The following is a 17,682-nucleotide window of genomic DNA, read 5'->3' as shown; positions in this document are numbered from 1 at the left end:
AAATACAAATCAATGAAACGCTTTTTTCTCATGATACTTTCAGGCATTGCACTCAATGCCGGTGCACAAACAGGCGGCCCTGTCAACGTAAGCCTGCAACAAGCCATCAATATGGGTTTGGCCAACCGCTATGATATGCAGGCCAACAAATACAATATTACCCTCGCAGATAACGCCTTACAGAAAAGCAAAAAAGAATGGTTGCCGGATATCGGCGCCGATGGAAACATCCGGTACAATACCCAGCTACAGGCTACTTTTATCCCACCCGGCTTCGGAGGACTTGATAAAGCAGAGCTGCTGGCACTCGGCGCTAAAAACGCAACCATACTGGGTATTGAGCTGCAACAACCAATATTACAACCCACGCTTAACACCGACATAAAAATCGCAAGGAATAACCTGGCCATGCAAAAAGAAAAAAACAGGTCGGATGAAATCAATATCAAAATCCAGATTGCCACCGCCTATTACAATGTATTGCTGAAAGGGTTGCAGCAACATATTGCCCGCCAGGATGAACAACGCTTCCATGAGTATTATACGCTGGCTGCCGGTAAATATCATCAGGGGGCCCTCATTGAAACAGATTACCTCCGCGCCCAGCTGGACTATGAAAATGCAAAAATCACCACGGTGAGCGCCACCCAGAATTATGCACTCGCCATGAACGGGTTGAAATACCAGGTAAATATTCCTGTTACCGACTCACTAACGTTAACGGATACACTTGGCATCAATGAAACACCGGCCATACCCGGAAATGATGACTATCTGAGCAGAACAGAGATCAGACAACTGCAACTGGAACAACAGGATATACAACTGCAACTGCGCAAAGCCCGGCAATTTGCCATTCCATCCATATCGGTCATGGCTAACTATTCCCAGCAATATTTATACAACGACTTCAACTATACCCAACATGAATGGTGGAGTCCATTCAGTTATGCCGGTATGAAAATAAGTATTCCTATCTCCGGCAATATTAAAAACCAGCATAACATCCGAAACTATCAACTTAAAACACAACAGGCCACTGCTCAGCTGCAACAGCAAACCGCTGATGTGTTGTTCGACATACAACAGGCCTCCACAGAACTGAACAACGCGTTGCTGAATATGCAGACTACCCGCAGGAATTATGATCTCTCTGAAAAAATTTATCAGCAACAGCAAAAGGAATTTGCGCTGGGAAGTTTTGCCTATAACAACTTACTCGAAACAGAAAGGTCCATCAGCTCAGTGGAACAGCAATACATTAAAACGCAGTACGATTACCTGATGGCACAGATAAAGTATAAAAAGGCGATTGGCGGGTATTGATTAAGGGGATTTACTATCCGGGGAGAAGGCTTCCCGGATAGTGTTGCGTTACAATTTCTATGAATCAGAATTTAACCGTTTTGCCGGTACGTACTGATTCCCGGGCTGCGGTGAGAATACGTACCACGATCACATTATTGGCAGGTGCATACAAACCGTGATCCGGCATTTTAATACTGCCGTTCAGTACATCGATCAGGTAGCGGAAAGGATCTTCATATACCGGTACATCTGCAGCCGTTATATGCCTGGTGACAGCAGGTGTGCGTTCATTATTGCGTTGCACCAGGGTATTTTTATCGGCAGCTATCAGGTAGCCTTTATCGCCATATATTTCCATGTCTTTACGACTGAAAGTCCAGTTCCAGGAAGCTTGTATGGTACATTGCGCATCGCCGTAATCCACCAGGATGGTGGCATCATCTTCCACTTTGGGATATACCAGTGGTTTATAGTGGCGGGCGACTGCTGTAACGGATACGGGCAAACGATTTTTCATAAGATGGGTCATCAGGTTAGCGCCATAGCAGCCAAAATCCATCAGTGCACCACCGCCGTTCAATACAGGATCTGTGAGCCACTGCAGGAATTCAGGACCGCAGCCAATTTCTTTGGGTCCCTGGTGCCCGTCATTAATGGTTACTTTTCTTACCTGCCCTGCAAAGCTACTGTCGTTCAATAGTTGAAAAGTTTTAGCTACGGAAGGATACCAACTGGTTTCGTAGTCGGTGAGTAGCCGGATATTATACCGGCGTGCCATCGAGTCCATCCACAGGGCATCTGTTATGGTAGTGGCCAGCGGTTTTTCCACCATCACATGAATATGCCGGGGGGCGGCAGCTTCCACCACTTCCCGGTGTGCTTTAATAGCGCCAAAGGCCAGCACTGCTGCAGGCTTCACCGCATCCAGCATTTGATCAAGACGGGTATAAAATAAATTTTCGGGAAGATGGTATTGTTTGGCCCGGAGCTTCGCCAATGCGATGTCCGGCTCGTAGATGCCGACAATCTGAATATCACCTTTGTCGGGGCGGCCCAATATAAAAGCAGCATGCCCGTGAGATACACCGGCTACGGCTACACGTAGTGGCTGTGCCATGATGCAGCCAAAGACATGCATCAGTAGTAAAGTAAGTAAAACAGAACGCATCCCTAAATCTAGGAAATATGTTCTGTTTCTAATAGCACAAATCAGTAAGAAGGTTTCCAGCCTTTGCTTTTCCAATAATCTATCACCGGCAGATAAGGTCCATACTTATGCTGGGCTGTAGAAAAGGTGTCTGCAAAAGGACCTTTATCGTAGTCGATTGCCTTCTCTTCCATATGCGGGTAGTCGAAGTTCTTTACATCCGGGCGGTGGTGCCTGCTGTCGTCATTTACAAAAGCGGCAATATCCATGGCTTCGGCATCAGAGAGGAACGGTTTATCCCAGGTAGCCTTATCGTAAGGCATATTGGCTTTTAGCCACTGTGCCTGCTTGATCACCCGGTGCATGCTGGAACCTGGCTGATAGCCATACTGGCCCCATAGCGGCGGATAGGTATAAGTAACTTTATCATTACGCAGCTGCCCCTCTCCTTCGGCGCCATGGCAACGGGCGCAATGTTGTACGTATAATTTTTCACCACGTTCCGGGCTGGCGGCTACATCCGGTAGGGTCACCTCCAGATTTTTAACGCCTTTGGAGGGCTTGTCCTTCGGGACAAAACTATTTATCCACCTGAAATAAGACAGGAAAGCGACCATCTCTTTGCTGTCCAGTGGCAACGGGCGACCGTTGTGCGGACGGGTAACACAGTTGTTGACCCTTTCTGCCAGCGTCAATACATGTCCTTCTCTGGCGCGGTACTGAGGATAATGCTCATGGGATAACATGAGGTTGAAAGAAAATGGCTTGGTACCTCCCTGCTGATGACAGTTGCTGCAATTCATTTTATTGCCCAGGTATTTGCCGTTGATACCTTCGGGCCCTATATAGTAGGCGGTATTATACATCAGCTCCTGACCGTACCTGACTGCCTCCCCGTATTTATCGTTGGGAATGGCGGCCGAATCTGCCTGGAGTAATACCGCCGTTACTACAGGCTCCTTTTTCTCTTCTTTTTCTGCGCTCTTTACATTCGACTGGCAGGAATAAAAAACAATAGCAGCGGTGGCCATGACGAAACCGCCGGTAACAAGTCTCCGTATTTTCTTCATAACTGCAGAGGTATTTATCTTCCTGAAAATTAATTAACAATAAAAGAAGGCAATTGCTCCGGGGAAATAAATTCCGCACGGTAGGGAATAAAATTGCAGCGCAGGCGCCACAGTAGCGTCCCTTGCCGGTCTGTAAGCAATACGGTATTCCTTTTGGAACAACATTGCAATATGCTGTTATGGTCTACCAGGTAAGCGCTGCCCATCCTGTCGTTGAACAGGTAAGCGGGTATGGGGGCACGAAGAGTGACGGTGGCTGTTTTAGCGCGCTCGTCCAGATGAAAGGCCAGTGTTTGCGATTGTTGACGGGATACCCCATTGTCAAATAACATCAGGTCGTTTTCAGCATTCATATGTACTGCATGCCCCATATCGAAAGCGGCGGAATCCGGAAAGCTGAAATCCCCGTTTCGGCCGAACTTCCAGATGACTTTGCCCGTGCGGGCATCCAGTTTCCAGATCTGTCCGTTGTTATAAAAAGAGATCAGGTAATTACCGTCTTTATCATAACTCAAACTATTGGCATGCATCCAGTCCAGGCGATTACTCATGATATCCTTATCAGCAGCTGGTTCTAACGCATCAAACACTGTCCACTCCCATAGCTTATGTCCTTTGCGGTCCAGCACCAGGATCCCGTCACTACGTACTGTATCACGCAGGCCGCCTCCCCGTGACGAGAGATCAACCATCCGTTCTACCGTGTTTAACAGCACAATATTATTGTCCGGATTGAGCAGTACTTCATGGTGTGCATTGGCAATAAAATCTGCCTGGCCTTTCTGCAGGTTGAGCAGGGTGTCACCATTGAACGATAACTCCATGATCTGGTTGCCATAACTGGTCGCATATTCTTTGTTACCAAGAATGCAGAGTAATGTTTGGTGTGTGGTAAAATGCGCCGTTTTAAAACCGGTCCCTTTTACCTGGTGATACCACACCACACCACCCCGGCCATTCAACAGGTATAAAACACCTGGTTCATCGCGCTGACTGAGTAGTATATACCCTTCTTTAAAATGGGCAGGTATTTTTTCCGGCTGCATACTATCCAGACTAAAAGCGTCCTGCAGCCAGTAAGGCAATGGTGCTTTTTTATTCGGATGATGGCAGGCAGTACATGCTATCAGGAAGGCGAGTAAAACGAGGTAATGTTTTTTCATTTATAGTGTTTAGCGAAGGCGATCACCTTCGGCGATTGTCTTTTCCAGGATTATACTGATTATACTGATTTTGATGATTTGTTTTAGCATTGTGATATTTATAAAATAGGGTCTTCTAAAAAAGAATAGTCAGTTATTTAAACTAAAAAATCAGTACAATCAGTATAATCCTGTTAAAGACAAAATCCGCGGGATCTTACTTCCAAAGTGCATTCTGTGTAGCCTTTGGATTAGATTTCAATTCACCTGCTGGTATTGGAAAAAAGTAGTGTTTAGCCTGGAAAACATTGGCGCCCTGTTTCTGGTGTGCTGCCAGCATCGCCGACAGTTGAGGTGCGCTCTTATTCCATCTTCTGATATCATAAACACGGTTTTGTTCAAAGAACAATTCGAGTAGTTTCTGATGATCAATTTCAGCAAGAATTTCCGGTTTACCAGGCAGGTCTGCTGCTGTTTTAACTGCCAGGCCGGCTCTTGCCCTGATTTTGCTGATGTCATCGATAGCTTTGCCATTATTACCATTCTGAGCTGCTGCTTCGGCACGTAATAACAATATTTCCGCGAAACGCACTACACGGTAGTTAGCAGTAGAAGGCGTAGGCCCCCAGTAGTTATCTGCGTTTGCTACACTACGCCATGCGCTGGTACCTTTCTTAATCAGGAAACGACCGTTGGTAGTGGTATCCAGTGGTGTATCCGGATACAGGCGCACTGTTTTGGAGAGTGCAGACATCCAGAGTTGGTCAAAGGTTCGTCCATCATACCAGGTCACATCCGCTTCACCCAGTGTGGAATGTTTCCACATCAGGGAAGCATACATTCTCTTATCAAATTTGGTATCAGCACCCGCAGGGCGTTTTTCTTTCACAAACTCCTTTACCAGGTAATTGGAAGGTACATATTTAAACCATCCACCACCAGCGGGGGGGCCGATGAACTGCGGCAGGTAATTGTACATCGGCGAATTAGGCGATTCTGTGCTCCAGGCACCGTACTGATCACCTATGGGAGCAAACGTCCATTCAAACACCGATTCCGTATTATTCTCATTTTTGTCGGTAAAATTATCTTCGTAATTATCCACGAGTGCATAAGCATAGGGAGGTTTGAAAAGCAGATCGAAAGTAGTCTCTGCTTTTGTATAATCTTCCATAAACATATATGCTTTACCCAGGTAAGCAATGGCGGCGCCACTGGTTACCCTGCCCAGTTCTTTAGGATCACGTTTTTCTGGAAGCCCGGCCTTTGCATCTGTCAGATCAGCCACTACCTGTTGCCATACTTCCTCCTTCGTACTGCAGGGAGTAGCATAACCATCGGTCGTTTCCAGCGGAGCAGTTCTAACAGGTACCCCTCCCCAGTTGGAAGCCAGGATATAATAAGATAAGCCGCGCAGAAATTTAGCTTCTGCCATGTAGAGATTTTTCTTCTCCTGGCTCATATTGATAGCTCCTATCTTAGACAACAAGAGGTTGGCGCGATGTATACACTGATAAGTATTGCTGAAGATACCACTCAGATCACCATTATTTTCATCGTTGGAGAAGGTAGCAACCCCCCAGGTGCCTGGTTCTTCTCCGGGCAGCGTGAATACATCATCTCCCAGCGCATTGATATCCTGGATGCCCTGGTAGGAACCCCAGTACCCGTAAAGTGAAGAGCGAAGTGGGCTGTAAGTAGCACCCAGAGCAGCACTTACGCTGGACTCATCTTTCCAGAAAGTTGCATCCGTAATTTTATTGGGATCGGTTTGCTTAAGAAATTCTTTCTCATTACAACCGGCTACTGTTGCCAGTACCAGCGTGAGTGCACTTATATATTTAAATGTTTTCTTCATGTTGCAATGCAATTAAGCGATTAAAATGTAAGATTCAGACCAAACAAAATAGTGCGGGACAACGGATATACATCCCATGAATTGTCCATACCTCTTGCCAATGCAGCACCACCGATATCCGGATTGTAGCCTTTATATTTTGTGATAGTGAACAGGTTTTCTCCGGAAGCAAATAATCTTACTTTGTCGATACCCCATTTACCCGTCAAACCTTTAGGCATAGTATATCCCAATTCCAAACGCTTGAAACGCAGGTAGGAACCGTCTTCCAGCCATCTGCCACTATTTTCGCGATTGTTATTGTTAGGATCCGATAAAGTGAAACGCGGGAAGTTGGAATGATTTTCAGGTGTCCATGCATTCAGCACATCAGTGGAGAAATTGGTGACTTCATTCATTTTATCCATCCACTTTCTTCTTGCATTATAAATTTTATTGCCGGTCACTGCCTCCAGGAAGAGGCTCATATCAAAACCTCTCCAGGAGAGATTAGCGGATAAACCCAAGTTCAGTTTAGGGAAAGGGCTTCCTAAGTTCTGCTCATCCTGGTTATCAATGATACCATCGTTGTTATAATCGATGTAACGGATATCGCCAGGCTGTGCGTTGGGCTGGATCAGTACACCATTTTTACTGTGTGCAGCTACTTCTTCTTTGGAATTAAAGATACCATCTGTTTGAATGAGGAAGAAAGCACCAATAGGATAACCTACTTTGGCTCTCGAAATACCACCAAATTCCTGTCTGCCTGAGCCAATATTGATCGCCGTCATTTCATTGGAAGTGTGTGCGAGATTGAATCCGAGGCGATAATTCAATTCACCTTTTTTATCAGTGTATTCCAGAGATACTTCGTATCCTTTATTCTCAATGACACCGGCATTGAGTGTAGGGGAACCTGTTTTACCCACTGAAAGCGGGAAAGGCACATTTAACAAAACACCGTTGGTTTTCTTATTGAACACGTCAAAAATGACGAACAATTTATTATCCAGGAAACCTGCGTCTACACCGACGTTGGTAATCTTGGTTTCTTCCCACGACAAATCTATCGGAGAAGCATAGCCGCTGGCAGTAGCGCCTGGCCACAACACACCACCCTGTACATAGTTAAGACCGCTGGTAATACTGTTTTGTGTTAAGTAGTTACCGATTTCCTGGTTACCCAGTACGCCCCAGCTACCACGGAGTTTTAAGGTATTTACAACCGGAGTGATACCAGAGAAGAAATGCTCATTGTGTATATTCCAGCCGGCAGAGAAAGATGGGAAAGAACCATATTGGTAATCCGTTGCAAAGCGGGAAGAGCCATCTCTTCTTACGGAAGCAGAAAACAGGTACCGGGAATCATAGGAATACATGATACGGGCAAAGCGGGAAACCATACTGTTGGTGCTGGCAGAACCATCATTCCGCTGGGAGGTAGCCAAACCGGCACCCAGTACGGAAGTACCTATTGGCAAATCATCACGGGACGCGCTGAAGCCTGATGATATGTTCTTTTGCGCAGTATAACCGATCAATGCATCGATGTTGTGTTTACCCAGTTTCTTTGTATAGTTAAGGGTATTTTCCACCAACCAGGAATTATTGGTATTGGTAGATTGTGACAAATCCGGTAATGGATTAGCGGAGTTACCATCGTCAAATGCACCTGTATAAATACGGGAGTTGCTTTGTGCTTCGGTAAGCCCTACATTGAATTTATATTTAAGTCCTTCTATCAGCTTTACTTCTACAAAAGCATTCGCCAGCAGGGAAAGGTCTTTGGAAGTATTGTCTATACTTTCCAGGCGGGCAACAGGATTCGACAGGTTCTTCATAAAAGTTGGCCTTTTGCCGTAACCACCCAAACTATTTGCAGGATCGTAAATGGGAACGGTAGCAGGCATCATCAGGGCACTGCCCACAATGCTGTGCACAGCATCTCCACCACCAGGATTGTTGCGGGTAGCTCCTCTTTTGATGATAACTGTTTCACCAACACGCAATCTTCCTTTATTATACTCCGTTTTCACCCTGAAATTAGCAGCGGAATAGTTCGTATTAATGATGGTACCATCTTCCTTCAGGTAACCACCGGATAAGTTATAGGTAAAGTTCTGGGATCCGCCGCTGAAATTTACATTGGTGCGGGTTAAAAAAGCCTGTCTGAAAATAGCATCCTGCCAGTTGGAGTTAGCACTTTTACTATCGTAAGCAGGAATACCGGTGATATTGGCGCTCATCAGTTTGGTCCATTGTTCGCCGTTGAGTAAGCTCATTCTTTTGGGCACAGATTGTACACCAAACCAGCTGTCTACTTCCAGTTTGGGCACGGATTCTTTGCGGCCACCTTTCGTGGTAACGAGGACTACGCCGTTAGCAGCGCGGGAACCGTAAATACTGGCGGTAGCTGCATCTTTCAATATTTCAATGGATTCCACATCATTGGGGCTTACACCATCAATATTATTTACAAATACACCATCTACAATATATAAGGGGGCGTTGTTACCGAGCGTGCTCATACCACGGATGGTAATGATCATGCCGGCACCTGGTGCGCCACTGGAAGATTCAACAGATACACCGGGTACACGACCCTGGATGGCGGAGCTGATATTCTTTGATACGTTTGCACTGATGTTACCTACTCTTACGGAGGAAACAGCGCCGGTTACGTCTTTTCTTTTCTGGGTACCATAACCTACTACTACCAGTTCTTCTGTTTGTACTGCTTTTGGCTTCAGGGCAATATCGAGTGCACCGGCCTGTGAAACGGATTTTTCTACTGTTTCATAACCAATAAAGGAGATGACCAGCACACCACCATTTTCGGGTAGTTGCAGGGTATAATTACCTTTTGCATCTGAGCTGGCTCCTTTGGTGGTGCCTTTCAGCTTTATAGAGGCGCCGGTCAGCGGTTCCTGGGTAATGGCATCGGTGATTTTACCGAATACGGAAATGTTAGCTACGGGTTGCGGAGCCTCTTCGGTTTGTTCCTTTGTTTTTACAGAAAGGATAATAGTATTATCAACAATACTGTAATTGAGCTTTTTATTAAGCAAACATTTGCCCAATACGTATTCCAGGTCAGCCTGAACTACAGCAACAGATACTTTATCTGCCTGCTCCAGCATTTCAGTATTATAAAAAAAGGTATACCCGGTTTGTTTCCGGATTTCCCTGAATACCTTAGACAATGCCACATTGTGCATGTTAAGGGTTAATTTTTGCGAGTAACCGGTTGCACTTACCTGCATAGCCAGTACCAATAGCAAAAAGGCAGCTAGTTTCATAACTTTCAGCATTTGCGCCAATACCCTACTGTTGGGGTATTTGCCAGCATGTCTAAATAGCATAGATTTGTTAAGTTTTTGGTGAGCGTTAAGCTGTTTACGTCAAATTAAGCGCATAACATGCCCGCCAGACATTTCAGCCGGGAACGTTGCCGCGTTCCCGGTTTTTTTTGCCTGAAGCATTCATTACACGAAGATCCTGGTTGTTACATCCTTATACTGATTGGTGTTATTATTTTACTTCAACGATGATTTCTTTGCCTGCTATTGTATACTGTATCCCGGCTGTTTTTAAAATGTGTAATGCCTGGGATAACGTGGACTGCTTACGTATAGAACCGGTGTAGTGCTTATCCGGCACCGGGCCATTAAATTTTACATTTACATCATACCAGCGTGCCAGCTGTCTCATAACTGTGGTGATATCATCGTCGTCAAATTCGAACATACCTGTTTTCCATGCAATCGTTTTATCTATGTCTGCTTCGCTTACCTCAAACTCCTGACTACCTTTTGGCAGTACTGCCTGCTGCGAAGGAGCCAGCAGCACACTGCTGCCGTTTGTTTGCGCTACTTTAATTTTCCCGGTTACCAGTGTGGTGTTCACTGCATTCTCGTCGTCGTAGGCCATTATATTAAAAGCAGTGCCCAGTACGGCTACTTTCAGTCCATTGTTCAACTGTACATGAAAAGGTTGCATTGCATTTTGTGCCACATCAAAATATGCTTCCCCGGTGAGGTACACCGTTCTGTCTTTACCTGTAAATTTTGTCGGGAACCGCAGGGAAGATGCGGCGTTGAGCCATACTTTGGTTCCATCCGGTAATACCAGCTGGAACTCTCCTCCCCTGGGGGTAGACAAAGTATTGAACATAATTTCATTACTGGAATTACCGGCTACATCATATACTATTTTCCCATTGTCCTTGTTAATTTGAGTACCGTCTTTTTCTTTCAGCCCGTTGCCCTGAATGGCATCCAGCTGTACTTCTGTGCCATCGCCCAACAGCAGCTTAGCTTTTGGAGCACCTGGCAATATATCCTGTTGCGCCAATGGTGCAGCTGCCGGGGAAGGGGTATGCCGGTTGCCAAACTGATACCAGGCAGCTCCACCTGCTACCAGGAGGAGTATAGCCGCGGCTGCGCGCCAGCGGTACAGGTGACGTACCTTTTTATTTACAGTAGTGGATTGATCTATGTGATCCTGTAACAGGGACCTGAATCGGTTCACTTCTACGTCCAGCCGGCCCTGTTGTCCATTAACAACATCAAATGTCCTGCGGGCCCGGTCAAAAGCAGTGCGCTTTTCCGGATTTTCGGCGATCCATTTTTCCCAGTACAGTATGTCGTGCTCATTGGCTCCCATACAATAGCGTAAAAAAGAATCATCTAACAGGAAGTCTTCGGCGACGTTAAATTGTTGATCCATTGTTACTGTTAATACTAAGTAGTGTAAGAAACCGGGAATTATTCCCAAGAAAACGGAAACTTTTTTTAAAAAAGTTTTTTTACTGCAGCAGCCGTATCAATATCACTATCATCAGTTCCACCGACAGGCTTTTGAGGGCGGCCCCCAGGGTATTGTAAGCCGTTTTGGTGGTGATACCTACCCGTTTACTGACTTCTTCCATACTAAGGCCATCGAAATAGCGGAGTTGTATTAATTCTTTCTGCCTGGGCGTGAGGGTAGCCATTGCACGCTTTATCTTCTGTTTTACTTCTTCAGAAGTTTGTATAGCTACAATACATTCCTCATAGGAAAGTTCATGGTGTTCGCTGATATCGGCGTAAGCGTCTGCTGCTTCACTGGATTTTTTAGTCTGGCGGATGCCTGCAAATATTTTGCGGCGCAGGTAAGTGAACAGGTAAGACTTTACATTACTGACTTCGGGGAGCTTGTGCCGCTGATCCCATATCTCGAGGAACATATCATTGATGGCATCTTTGGTAATTTCCGTGTCTCCGCAGCTGCGAACGCCGTAGCTCATAAGATTAAAATACAGGCATTCGTACAGGTCTACCAGTGCCTCCTGCCCATTTTCACGGACACGATTCCATAAAAGTACGTGCACTCCTGCCTCGTCTGCCGGTGATCCGGCAGCAAATTGCCCGCGGAATAATTTTGGTTGCTCACTGTTCATCTGGCATTAGCTATTACATAAGTGGAATAGGGAAGTTAGCATTCAGCGTTGCAGAAAGGTTATTCAGAAACGCTGAACGCCAGCAACTATCAGCTAACTGCTATTTTTATCACTATTTTTTTCACCGGCATCGGTGTACCCACCTTAATATTGGGCATGTGCAGGTCGGAAGGAAAGAAGATGGCAAACATCCCTTTCTCCAGCCGGGAAAAGAACATGGGATTTTCTGCAAACAGCTGGTAATCGGCCGTTTCATCATATGCCTTTGAGGGCTTTTGTTCCTGCAGGAAATCATGTCCGATGAGCTCCGACCCCGACACTATATACTGAATATCAATATACTTTTTGTGCGACTCCATCTGTTCGGTGGCCGCGTCTACAGTATCATATTCATTTACAATAGCGAAGATATTTGTCCCATCGATTTCATATTTTCCCTTTTCCAGGGTAGCCAGATCCGTTTGTGCCAGGTATTCAAAGGCCTTGATAAATTTGACTCCCAGGCGATAATAAAGATGGGCATTCTGCAGTGTATCCAGTATCATGCGTAATAAAAGATGTATTAATCAAACGGCAAGATACTTTTTTTTCCATTCACCCAACCTTTTAGGGTTTAAGCCCCGCCATCTGGATAACTACTTACGCAACAGATACGGCTGTACGGCTTTTTCCCAGATGGCATACCCCTGCTTATTCATGTGCAGCATATCCTCCAGGAATAATTCCTTGCGGGGAAGGCCATCCTTATCCAGCATTTTTGAGTAGATATCTATGAACGTGGTATTTTTTTCCTTAGCCAGGAATCTTTTGATCAGGGCATTGCTTTGCCTGGCCTTCTCAAAAAAAGCAGCTCTTGACGGACTGGGTTTGATAGCAATATAAATCAGTGTGATGGTTGGCAGTTCATGCCTGATTTTAGCATACAATACGCTAAACCGTTGTAACAACGTATCTGCATTGACGTTAGCGGACGGTAAATCGTTTTCACCTACATATATCACTATCTGCCTGGGAGCATACGGGAAAATGATATCATTGGAATAATACGTCACATCATTTGTTTCAGCGCCACCAAAACCTCTGTTCAGTACCACATACTTGCTGAAATTCCGTTCCAGGTCATCCCACTTCCGGATGGAAGAACTACCTACAAACAAGATAGGATGTGGTGGTGGTGCATACATTTTGTCGAATTGCTGAATAGTACGGATATCGTTTTCAAACCGCAGTGGCGATTGCGCCCATAAATGCCCACCGATATGCAGTAATGCCAGCCCTAAAAGAAACAAAAATTTTCTCATAACAATTAAATTATCCGGAAGACGTTAAGTTAATCGAAAAATATTTAATTTGAAACAAACTATACCATGAACACTCACCCTGTCAACCTTGCCGTTCGTTTTGTACTTGAAATCATTATGCTGATTGTATTGGGTTGCTGGGGCTGGTACCTGGGCACCGATTGGCTGCGTTATGTGCTGGCGGCGGGATTTCCACTGATAGCGGCGGTACTCTGGGGTAACTTCCGCATTCCAAATGATCCCAAACCGGCGCCGATAGCCATTCCCGGGCCATTAAGACTCCTCCTCGAATGGATATTGTTTGGATTGGCGGTATATGGATTAAGAGCGCTGGGCCGTCCGCAACAAAGTTTATGGCTGGCGATAGTGGTCATTGTACATTACGCCGTATCCTACGACAGAACCTGGGTGATGTTGAAAAATAAGCCCTATAACGGATTTGCGGGGAAAAGTATTATGGGAATGAAGCCTTAGAAGTACCACACCATTTCCGGTGCTACACCTACGTTTACCGTGGCGCCTTTTTTGAGCCGGGTATCCGTTGTTTTAATGGTCAACACTTCTTTTCCCAATGCCACTTCTGCTTCGAGGTAGCTACCATAAAAGTTAAGCTCCAGGACCTTACCACTGACAGCATCTTTTTTTGTACGCACGATTTTAAAATCTTCCGGACGAACAAAGATATTTTTACCATTCAGTGTAATGCCGGGCAACCCTTCCAGTATGGCGGCGTTGCCGGGAGTGATAAGGTTATATTTACCAAATAATCCGGCTACATACTCATTCACCGGCTGATTATAAATTTGTTGAGGAGTACCCTGCTGTACAATTTCTCCGTCCTTCATCACCAGTATCTCATCTGCCCAGGGCAGTATATCCTGGGGATCATGCGAAATCAGCATACAGGTAATGCCCAGCCGTTCACCCATATCACTGATTACATTTTTCAGGATGCTTTTATGGATCATATCCAGGTTGGAATACGGTTCATCCAGCAAAAACAGTCTCGGGGAGGATATCAAGAGCCTGGCCATGGCGATGCGCTGCTTTTCTCCGCCGGACAACTGATCTGTTTTTCTTTTTAAGAGATGTGAAATTTTGCAGACATCATATATTTCTCCGGCCTCCTCGTCTGTGAGCTTATTGGCATATGAGAGAATTTCTTCTACCCGGTAATTATTCCGCAATTCAAAATGCTGCGACAGGTAGGCCGTGCCAGGATGCCCTGGTATCAATACTTCCAGCGCCCCTTTTACTCTCTTACCCTCAAACATCACCGTTCCTGAATCGGCCTGCCCCATCCCACCTACAATTTTCATCAGCGAACTCTTACCGGAACCGGTTTCACCCGCGATAACAATTTTCTGAAACTGCTGTTGTGTAAAGCTGATATCCTTTAGAATATAAGCGCCATGCTGTTGTTTACTGATATTGGAGACCTCGAGAAAATTCATGCGCGCAAATTAAGTTTTTCTCGGGCAGGATGAAAGCGATTTTTTGTCTTTTTTACAGGATTATACTGATTTTGATGATTCTATATTGGTTATATAGGATCTGAAAATTTTTTGGGAGATGACAGCGGACATACTCGCTATCATCTCCCCAAAAATTATCATCTCTCAAAATCAAAAAAGTAAAATCATCAAAATCAGTATAATCCTGTAAAAAGACAAAAAATCACGTTAATCCTTCCAGGCATTACGCAGGAAGCGCAGCCAGTTACCATGCATCACGTTTTCGATGTCTGTTGTGCTATAGCCTCTTTTGGCCAGCAAGTCCGGCAATTTCTGCATATCTGCAATGGTTTCCAGGTCGTATGGACACTGCTCTTTACCAAAGGCGCCATCCAGATCGGTACCAATGCCTACGTGCAGGGCATTGCCGGCAATCTGGCAGATATGATCCATATGATCGATCATTTTCTCCAGGTTACAGCCCATAGCTTCCGGTGTGGATTGTCCACGTACCCAGCCCGGTACCATCATCCAGGCATCGAGTGCACCACCAATCACCGCGCCCTTCTGAATAAGCACTTTGATCATGTCGTCACTAAACTGCCGGTTATGATTCACCAGGGCCCGGCAATTATTATGGCTGGCCCACACGGACCCGTTAAACAGTTCCATGGCGTCCCAGAAAGCGTCATCACAGAGGTGGGTGGCATCGAGTATCATGTTCAGTTGCTCCATTTCTTTGATGAGCTGCCGTCCCTGTTCATTCAGGTGGCCGGTGGCATCTGTGCCGTTGGCATAACGCCCGGGACCATAATGCGCGGGACCAATGGCACGCAATCCTTTATTGTAGGCGCGCTCCAGGTACTTTAAATTAATGATCGAGTCCGCTCCTTCCAGGCTGAGAATATAACCAATAGGCTTTTTATCATTAGGGGTACCGTCATTCCAGAGTTGTAAATGTTGTTCCAGCCCTTTCCGGTCTTTGATCATGATCATCTCTCCTGCGTCTTCCATGGACTTATACCAGGAGAGCTGCCCTTGTGTTTGCGCCCATGCCTGTTCCGGCGAGTGCCAGCCGGGCAATGTATTGTCCGGCGCCACATAGCGTCCTATCTGGGTAGCTACCACCAATCCGATATTTCCTTTTCTGAGTTCCGGAAACGCTACCACTCCTTTGGCGCGATCCGGCTTATCTGTTAGTCCGGCTTCCCTTGCACGGATGGCGGTTACAGGCTGTTGCAGATCCCTGTTCCACTCCATTGCATTCATGCTGAGATCCAGATGTGCATCTATTGTAAACATAGTTATTTCATTATTTAGCGTACAATTCTTCCGGACATACCGTTCTTCATCAACTCTTCTACTTCCGCGCGGCTCACAATGGCCCAGTCGCCTGGGATACTCTGTTTGATGGCGCCGCACGCGGTAGCAAAATCAATGACTTGTTGCGGGAGATAATCATTCAGGAGGCCATATAACATCCCGGCTGTAAAAGCATCGCCTGTACCAATCTGGTCGGTAATATCCGTCAGAGGAAATCCTGTTCCATAATAAAACTGCCCTTCATGCGCCAGCGCACCGGTATACCATAGCTGCTGGTCTTTTACCTGGCGGAAGCTCATACCCAATGTTTTAAGAAGGGGCATTTTTGAGCGCAGGGCGGCATAACACCCTTCAAATCTTTGTTCCAACGGCAATGCAGGGTCGGTGTCAATGTCAAAATAAACTTTCACCGCATCCAGATCGGCTACCGTCACTTCGCTATGTTGCAGCAGCGCCGGCATGACGACAGATGGGTGTTTGCCATATTTCCACAGCTTGGAGCGGTAATTAAAATCTGATGAGATCATAATGCCCGCCTGCAGCGCAGCTTCCAGCGCTTCCGCACAAACTTCCGCCGCACTTTCAGATACTGCTGCCGCTACACCCGACCAATGAAAACAACTACTATGGGAGAAGACCTCTTTCCAGTTGATCTGCCCTTTCTGAAGATCCCCATAAGCTGTGCCGGTTCTATCATAGATCACCCTGGTGGGGCGGATGCTGTTACCTGGTTCTGTAAAATACAGGCCCAGTTTATCGCCGCCGTACAATATTTTATCGGTGTTTACACCATGACTTCTCAACTGTTGTACACCGGCTGCTGCGAGGTCATTGTCCGGCACACGGCTGATGTAATCTGCCTGCATACCCAATCTGGCCAGCAGTACACATACATTTGCTTCCGCACCTGCATAGTAAGCGGTGTATCCGTCTGTTTGCTGAAATCGTTTGCCCCCATTACTGTGCAGCCGCAGCAAAAATTCCCCGAAGGCTGTTACCCGAAGACCCTTGTTACCATCCGGTTTTTGCATCATTTATTTATTTTGATATCTGGATATTCAGTGAACTGTTTCAAAAAGTAGTCTTTTTCTGAAACATACCCGCTAAATATCCAAATATACAAATCAACCGCTGTCTAGTATAATTCAAACAAAGCTTCTATTTCTACCGGGATATTATCCGGTAAAGACCCGAAGCCTACTGCACTTCTTACCCCTACTCCATTCTCTTCACCCCAGATGGCCGCAAACAGTTCACTACAACCATTGATAATATATGGATGACGTTCAAAGTCCGGTGTACAGTTCACCATACCCAATACTTTGATAACGCGTTTCACTTTATCCAGGCTACCAACATGGGTCTTAATGGTGGAGAGCATGGTTAAACCAACCTGTCTTGCCGCCAGTTTACCCTGCTCCATATCCAGTGCATCTCCGATACGGCCAATGATCAGTGATTTATCATGCTGCACAGGACCATGACCAGAGAGATACAGGTATTTACCATCTATAAGAAATGGTTTATAAACACCCAATGGCGCAGGCGCCGGGGGCAATACCAATCCCAGGGCTGCTAATTTCTCTTCTGCATGATTGTTTTCCATAGTTGCTGTTTTAATGTTCTTAATATATGATTTGGTTATGCTGCTTTTTTA

The 17,682-nt window shown here is 45.8% G+C and carries 15 protein-coding genes; 2 read left to right on the top strand and 13 right to left on the bottom strand.

The genetic code is table 11. The features are described 5' to 3' along the window. The first annotated feature begins 12 nt into the window (after nt 1-12). Entirely contained in the window at nt 13-1,326 is a 1,314-nt protein-coding gene (locus tag AB4Z08_RS22885; protein ID WP_441576114.1) for a TolC family protein, read from the top strand. 64 nt (nt 1,327-1,390) lie between these two features. On the opposite strand, the gene AB4Z08_RS22880 is transcribed toward AB4Z08_RS22885, so the two are convergent. From AB4Z08_RS22880 to AB4Z08_RS22840, 9 genes are all read right to left on the bottom strand, one after another. Beyond that, the gene (locus AB4Z08_RS22880) at nt 1,391-2,425 is read right to left on the bottom strand and encodes a Gfo/Idh/MocA family protein (protein WP_441576113.1); all 1,035 of its coding nucleotides are present in this window, start codon (nt 2,423-2,425) and stop codon (nt 1,391-1,393) included. A 92-nt stretch (nt 2,426-2,517) separates the two neighbouring features. Next, nucleotides 2,518-3,525 carry a c-type cytochrome gene (locus tag AB4Z08_RS22875; protein ID WP_441576112.1) on the bottom strand — a complete coding sequence of 336 codons (1,008 nt, stop codon included), beginning with the start codon at nt 3,523-3,525 and terminating at the stop codon, nt 2,518-2,520. A gap of 29 nt (nt 3,526-3,554) precedes the next feature. Further along, nucleotides 3,555-4,688, bottom strand: a complete 1,134-nt coding sequence (locus tag AB4Z08_RS22870; protein WP_441576111.1) for an aryl-sulfate sulfotransferase — start codon at nt 4,686-4,688, stop codon at nt 3,555-3,557. Nucleotides 4,689-4,884: 196 nt separating this feature from the next. Beyond that, nucleotides 4,885-6,525, bottom strand: coding sequence for a RagB/SusD family nutrient uptake outer membrane protein (locus tag AB4Z08_RS22865; protein WP_441576110.1), 1,641 nt, complete (start codon nt 6,523-6,525; stop codon nt 4,885-4,887). 20 nt (nt 6,526-6,545) lie between these two features. Further along, nucleotides 6,546-9,806 (bottom strand): TonB-dependent receptor, encoded by a 3,261-nt coding sequence (locus AB4Z08_RS22860; protein ID WP_441576109.1) that lies wholly within the window; start codon nt 9,804-9,806, stop codon nt 6,546-6,548. 232 nt (nt 9,807-10,038) lie between these two features. Further along, nucleotides 10,039-11,235 carry a FecR family protein gene (locus AB4Z08_RS22855; RefSeq protein WP_441576108.1) on the bottom strand — a complete coding sequence of 399 codons (1,197 nt, stop codon included), beginning with the start codon at nt 11,233-11,235 and terminating at the stop codon, nt 10,039-10,041. A 79-nt stretch (nt 11,236-11,314) separates the two neighbouring features. Then, a complete protein-coding gene (locus tag AB4Z08_RS22850; protein ID WP_441576107.1) occupies nt 11,315-11,947 on the bottom strand; it encodes an RNA polymerase sigma factor in 633 nt (210 codons plus the stop codon). Nucleotides 11,948-12,036: 89 nt separating this feature from the next. Then, nucleotides 12,037-12,492, bottom strand: a complete 456-nt coding sequence (locus AB4Z08_RS22845; protein WP_441576106.1) for a YhcH/YjgK/YiaL family protein — start codon at nt 12,490-12,492, stop codon at nt 12,037-12,039. Between the two features lie 90 nt (nt 12,493-12,582). Continuing rightward, nucleotides 12,583-13,248: a GDSL-type esterase/lipase family protein gene (locus AB4Z08_RS22840; protein WP_441576105.1), complete on the bottom strand. Its 666-nt coding sequence runs from the start codon at nt 13,246-13,248 to the stop codon at nt 12,583-12,585. A 66-nt stretch (nt 13,249-13,314) separates the two neighbouring features. Here AB4Z08_RS22840 and AB4Z08_RS22835 point away from each other — a divergent pair, with 66 nt between their 5' ends. Beyond that, nucleotides 13,315-13,722 (top strand): YrdB family protein, encoded by a 408-nt coding sequence (locus AB4Z08_RS22835; protein WP_441576104.1) that lies wholly within the window; start codon nt 13,315-13,317, stop codon nt 13,720-13,722. Here AB4Z08_RS22835 and AB4Z08_RS22830 read toward each other — a convergent pair. The 4 genes from AB4Z08_RS22830 to AB4Z08_RS22815 form a co-directional block, all read right to left on the bottom strand. Next, on the bottom strand, nt 13,719-14,702 hold the full coding sequence (locus AB4Z08_RS22830; protein ID WP_441576103.1) for an ABC transporter ATP-binding protein: 984 nt from the start codon (nt 14,700-14,702) through the stop codon (nt 13,719-13,721). The two genes, AB4Z08_RS22835 and AB4Z08_RS22830, sit on opposite strands and share 4 nt — an antisense overlap. 228 nt (nt 14,703-14,930) lie before the next feature. Further along, a complete protein-coding gene (locus AB4Z08_RS22825) occupies nt 14,931-16,004 on the bottom strand; it encodes a dipeptidase (RefSeq protein ID WP_441576102.1) in 1,074 nt (357 codons plus the stop codon). 14 nt (nt 16,005-16,018) lie between these two features. Then, entirely contained in the window at nt 16,019-17,056 is a 1,038-nt protein-coding gene (locus tag AB4Z08_RS22820) for a PfkB family carbohydrate kinase (protein WP_441576101.1), read from the bottom strand. Nucleotides 17,057-17,160: 104 nt separating this feature from the next. After that, nucleotides 17,161-17,631, bottom strand: coding sequence for a RidA family protein (locus AB4Z08_RS22815; protein ID WP_441576100.1), 471 nt, complete (start codon nt 17,629-17,631; stop codon nt 17,161-17,163). Nucleotides 17,632-17,682: the final 51 nt, after the last annotated feature.

Origin of the sequence: Chitinophaga sp. RAB17 (assembly GCF_052114225.1) — a bacterium.
GTDB lineage: Bacteria > Bacteroidota > Bacteroidia > Chitinophagales > Chitinophagaceae > Chitinophaga.
Note: the sequence above shows the minus strand (reverse complement) of the source record. Positions and strands in the feature narration are given on the sequence as shown.

Bases quoted from the DNA above. Each gene is read 5' to 3' on its own strand.
- AB4Z08_RS22860 (WP_441576109.1), bottom strand. From the start codon at position 9,806: ATGAAACTAGCTGCCTTTTTGCTATTGGTACTGGCTATGCAGGTAAGT.
- AB4Z08_RS22875 (WP_441576112.1), bottom strand. From the start codon at position 3,525: ATGAAGAAAATACGGAGACTTGTTACCGGCGGTTTCGTCATGGCCACC.
- AB4Z08_RS22820 (WP_441576101.1), bottom strand. From the start codon at position 17,056: ATGCAAAAACCGGATGGTAACAAGGGTCTTCGGGTAACAGCCTTCGGG.
- AB4Z08_RS22880 (WP_441576113.1), bottom strand. From the start codon at position 2,425: ATGGCACAGCCACTACGTGTAGCCGTAGCCGGTGTATCTCACGGGCAT.
- AB4Z08_RS22845 (WP_441576106.1), bottom strand. From the start codon at position 12,492: ATGATACTGGATACACTGCAGAATGCCCATCTTTATTATCGCCTGGGA.
- AB4Z08_RS22865 (WP_441576110.1), bottom strand. From the start codon at position 6,525: ATGAAGAAAACATTTAAATATATAAGTGCACTCACGCTGGTACTGGCA.
- AB4Z08_RS22870 (WP_441576111.1), bottom strand. From the start codon at position 4,688: ATGAAAAAACATTACCTCGTTTTACTCGCCTTCCTGATAGCATGTACT.
- AB4Z08_RS22840 (WP_441576105.1), bottom strand. From the start codon at position 13,248: ATGAGAAAATTTTTGTTTCTTTTAGGGCTGGCATTACTGCATATCGGT.
- AB4Z08_RS22855 (WP_441576108.1), bottom strand. From the start codon at position 11,235: ATGGATCAACAATTTAACGTCGCCGAAGACTTCCTGTTAGATGATTCT.
- AB4Z08_RS22835 (WP_441576104.1), top strand. From the start codon at position 13,315: ATGAACACTCACCCTGTCAACCTTGCCGTTCGTTTTGTACTTGAAATC.
- AB4Z08_RS22830 (WP_441576103.1), bottom strand. From the start codon at position 14,702: ATGAATTTTCTCGAGGTCTCCAATATCAGTAAACAACAGCATGGCGCT.
- AB4Z08_RS22825 (WP_441576102.1), bottom strand. From the start codon at position 16,004: ATGTTTACAATAGATGCACATCTGGATCTCAGCATGAATGCAATGGAG.
- AB4Z08_RS22885 (WP_441576114.1), top strand. From the start codon at position 13: ATGAAACGCTTTTTTCTCATGATACTTTCAGGCATTGCACTCAATGCC.
- AB4Z08_RS22815 (WP_441576100.1), bottom strand. From the start codon at position 17,631: ATGGAAAACAATCATGCAGAAGAGAAATTAGCAGCCCTGGGATTGGTA.
- AB4Z08_RS22850 (WP_441576107.1), bottom strand. From the start codon at position 11,947: ATGAACAGTGAGCAACCAAAATTATTCCGCGGGCAATTTGCTGCCGGA.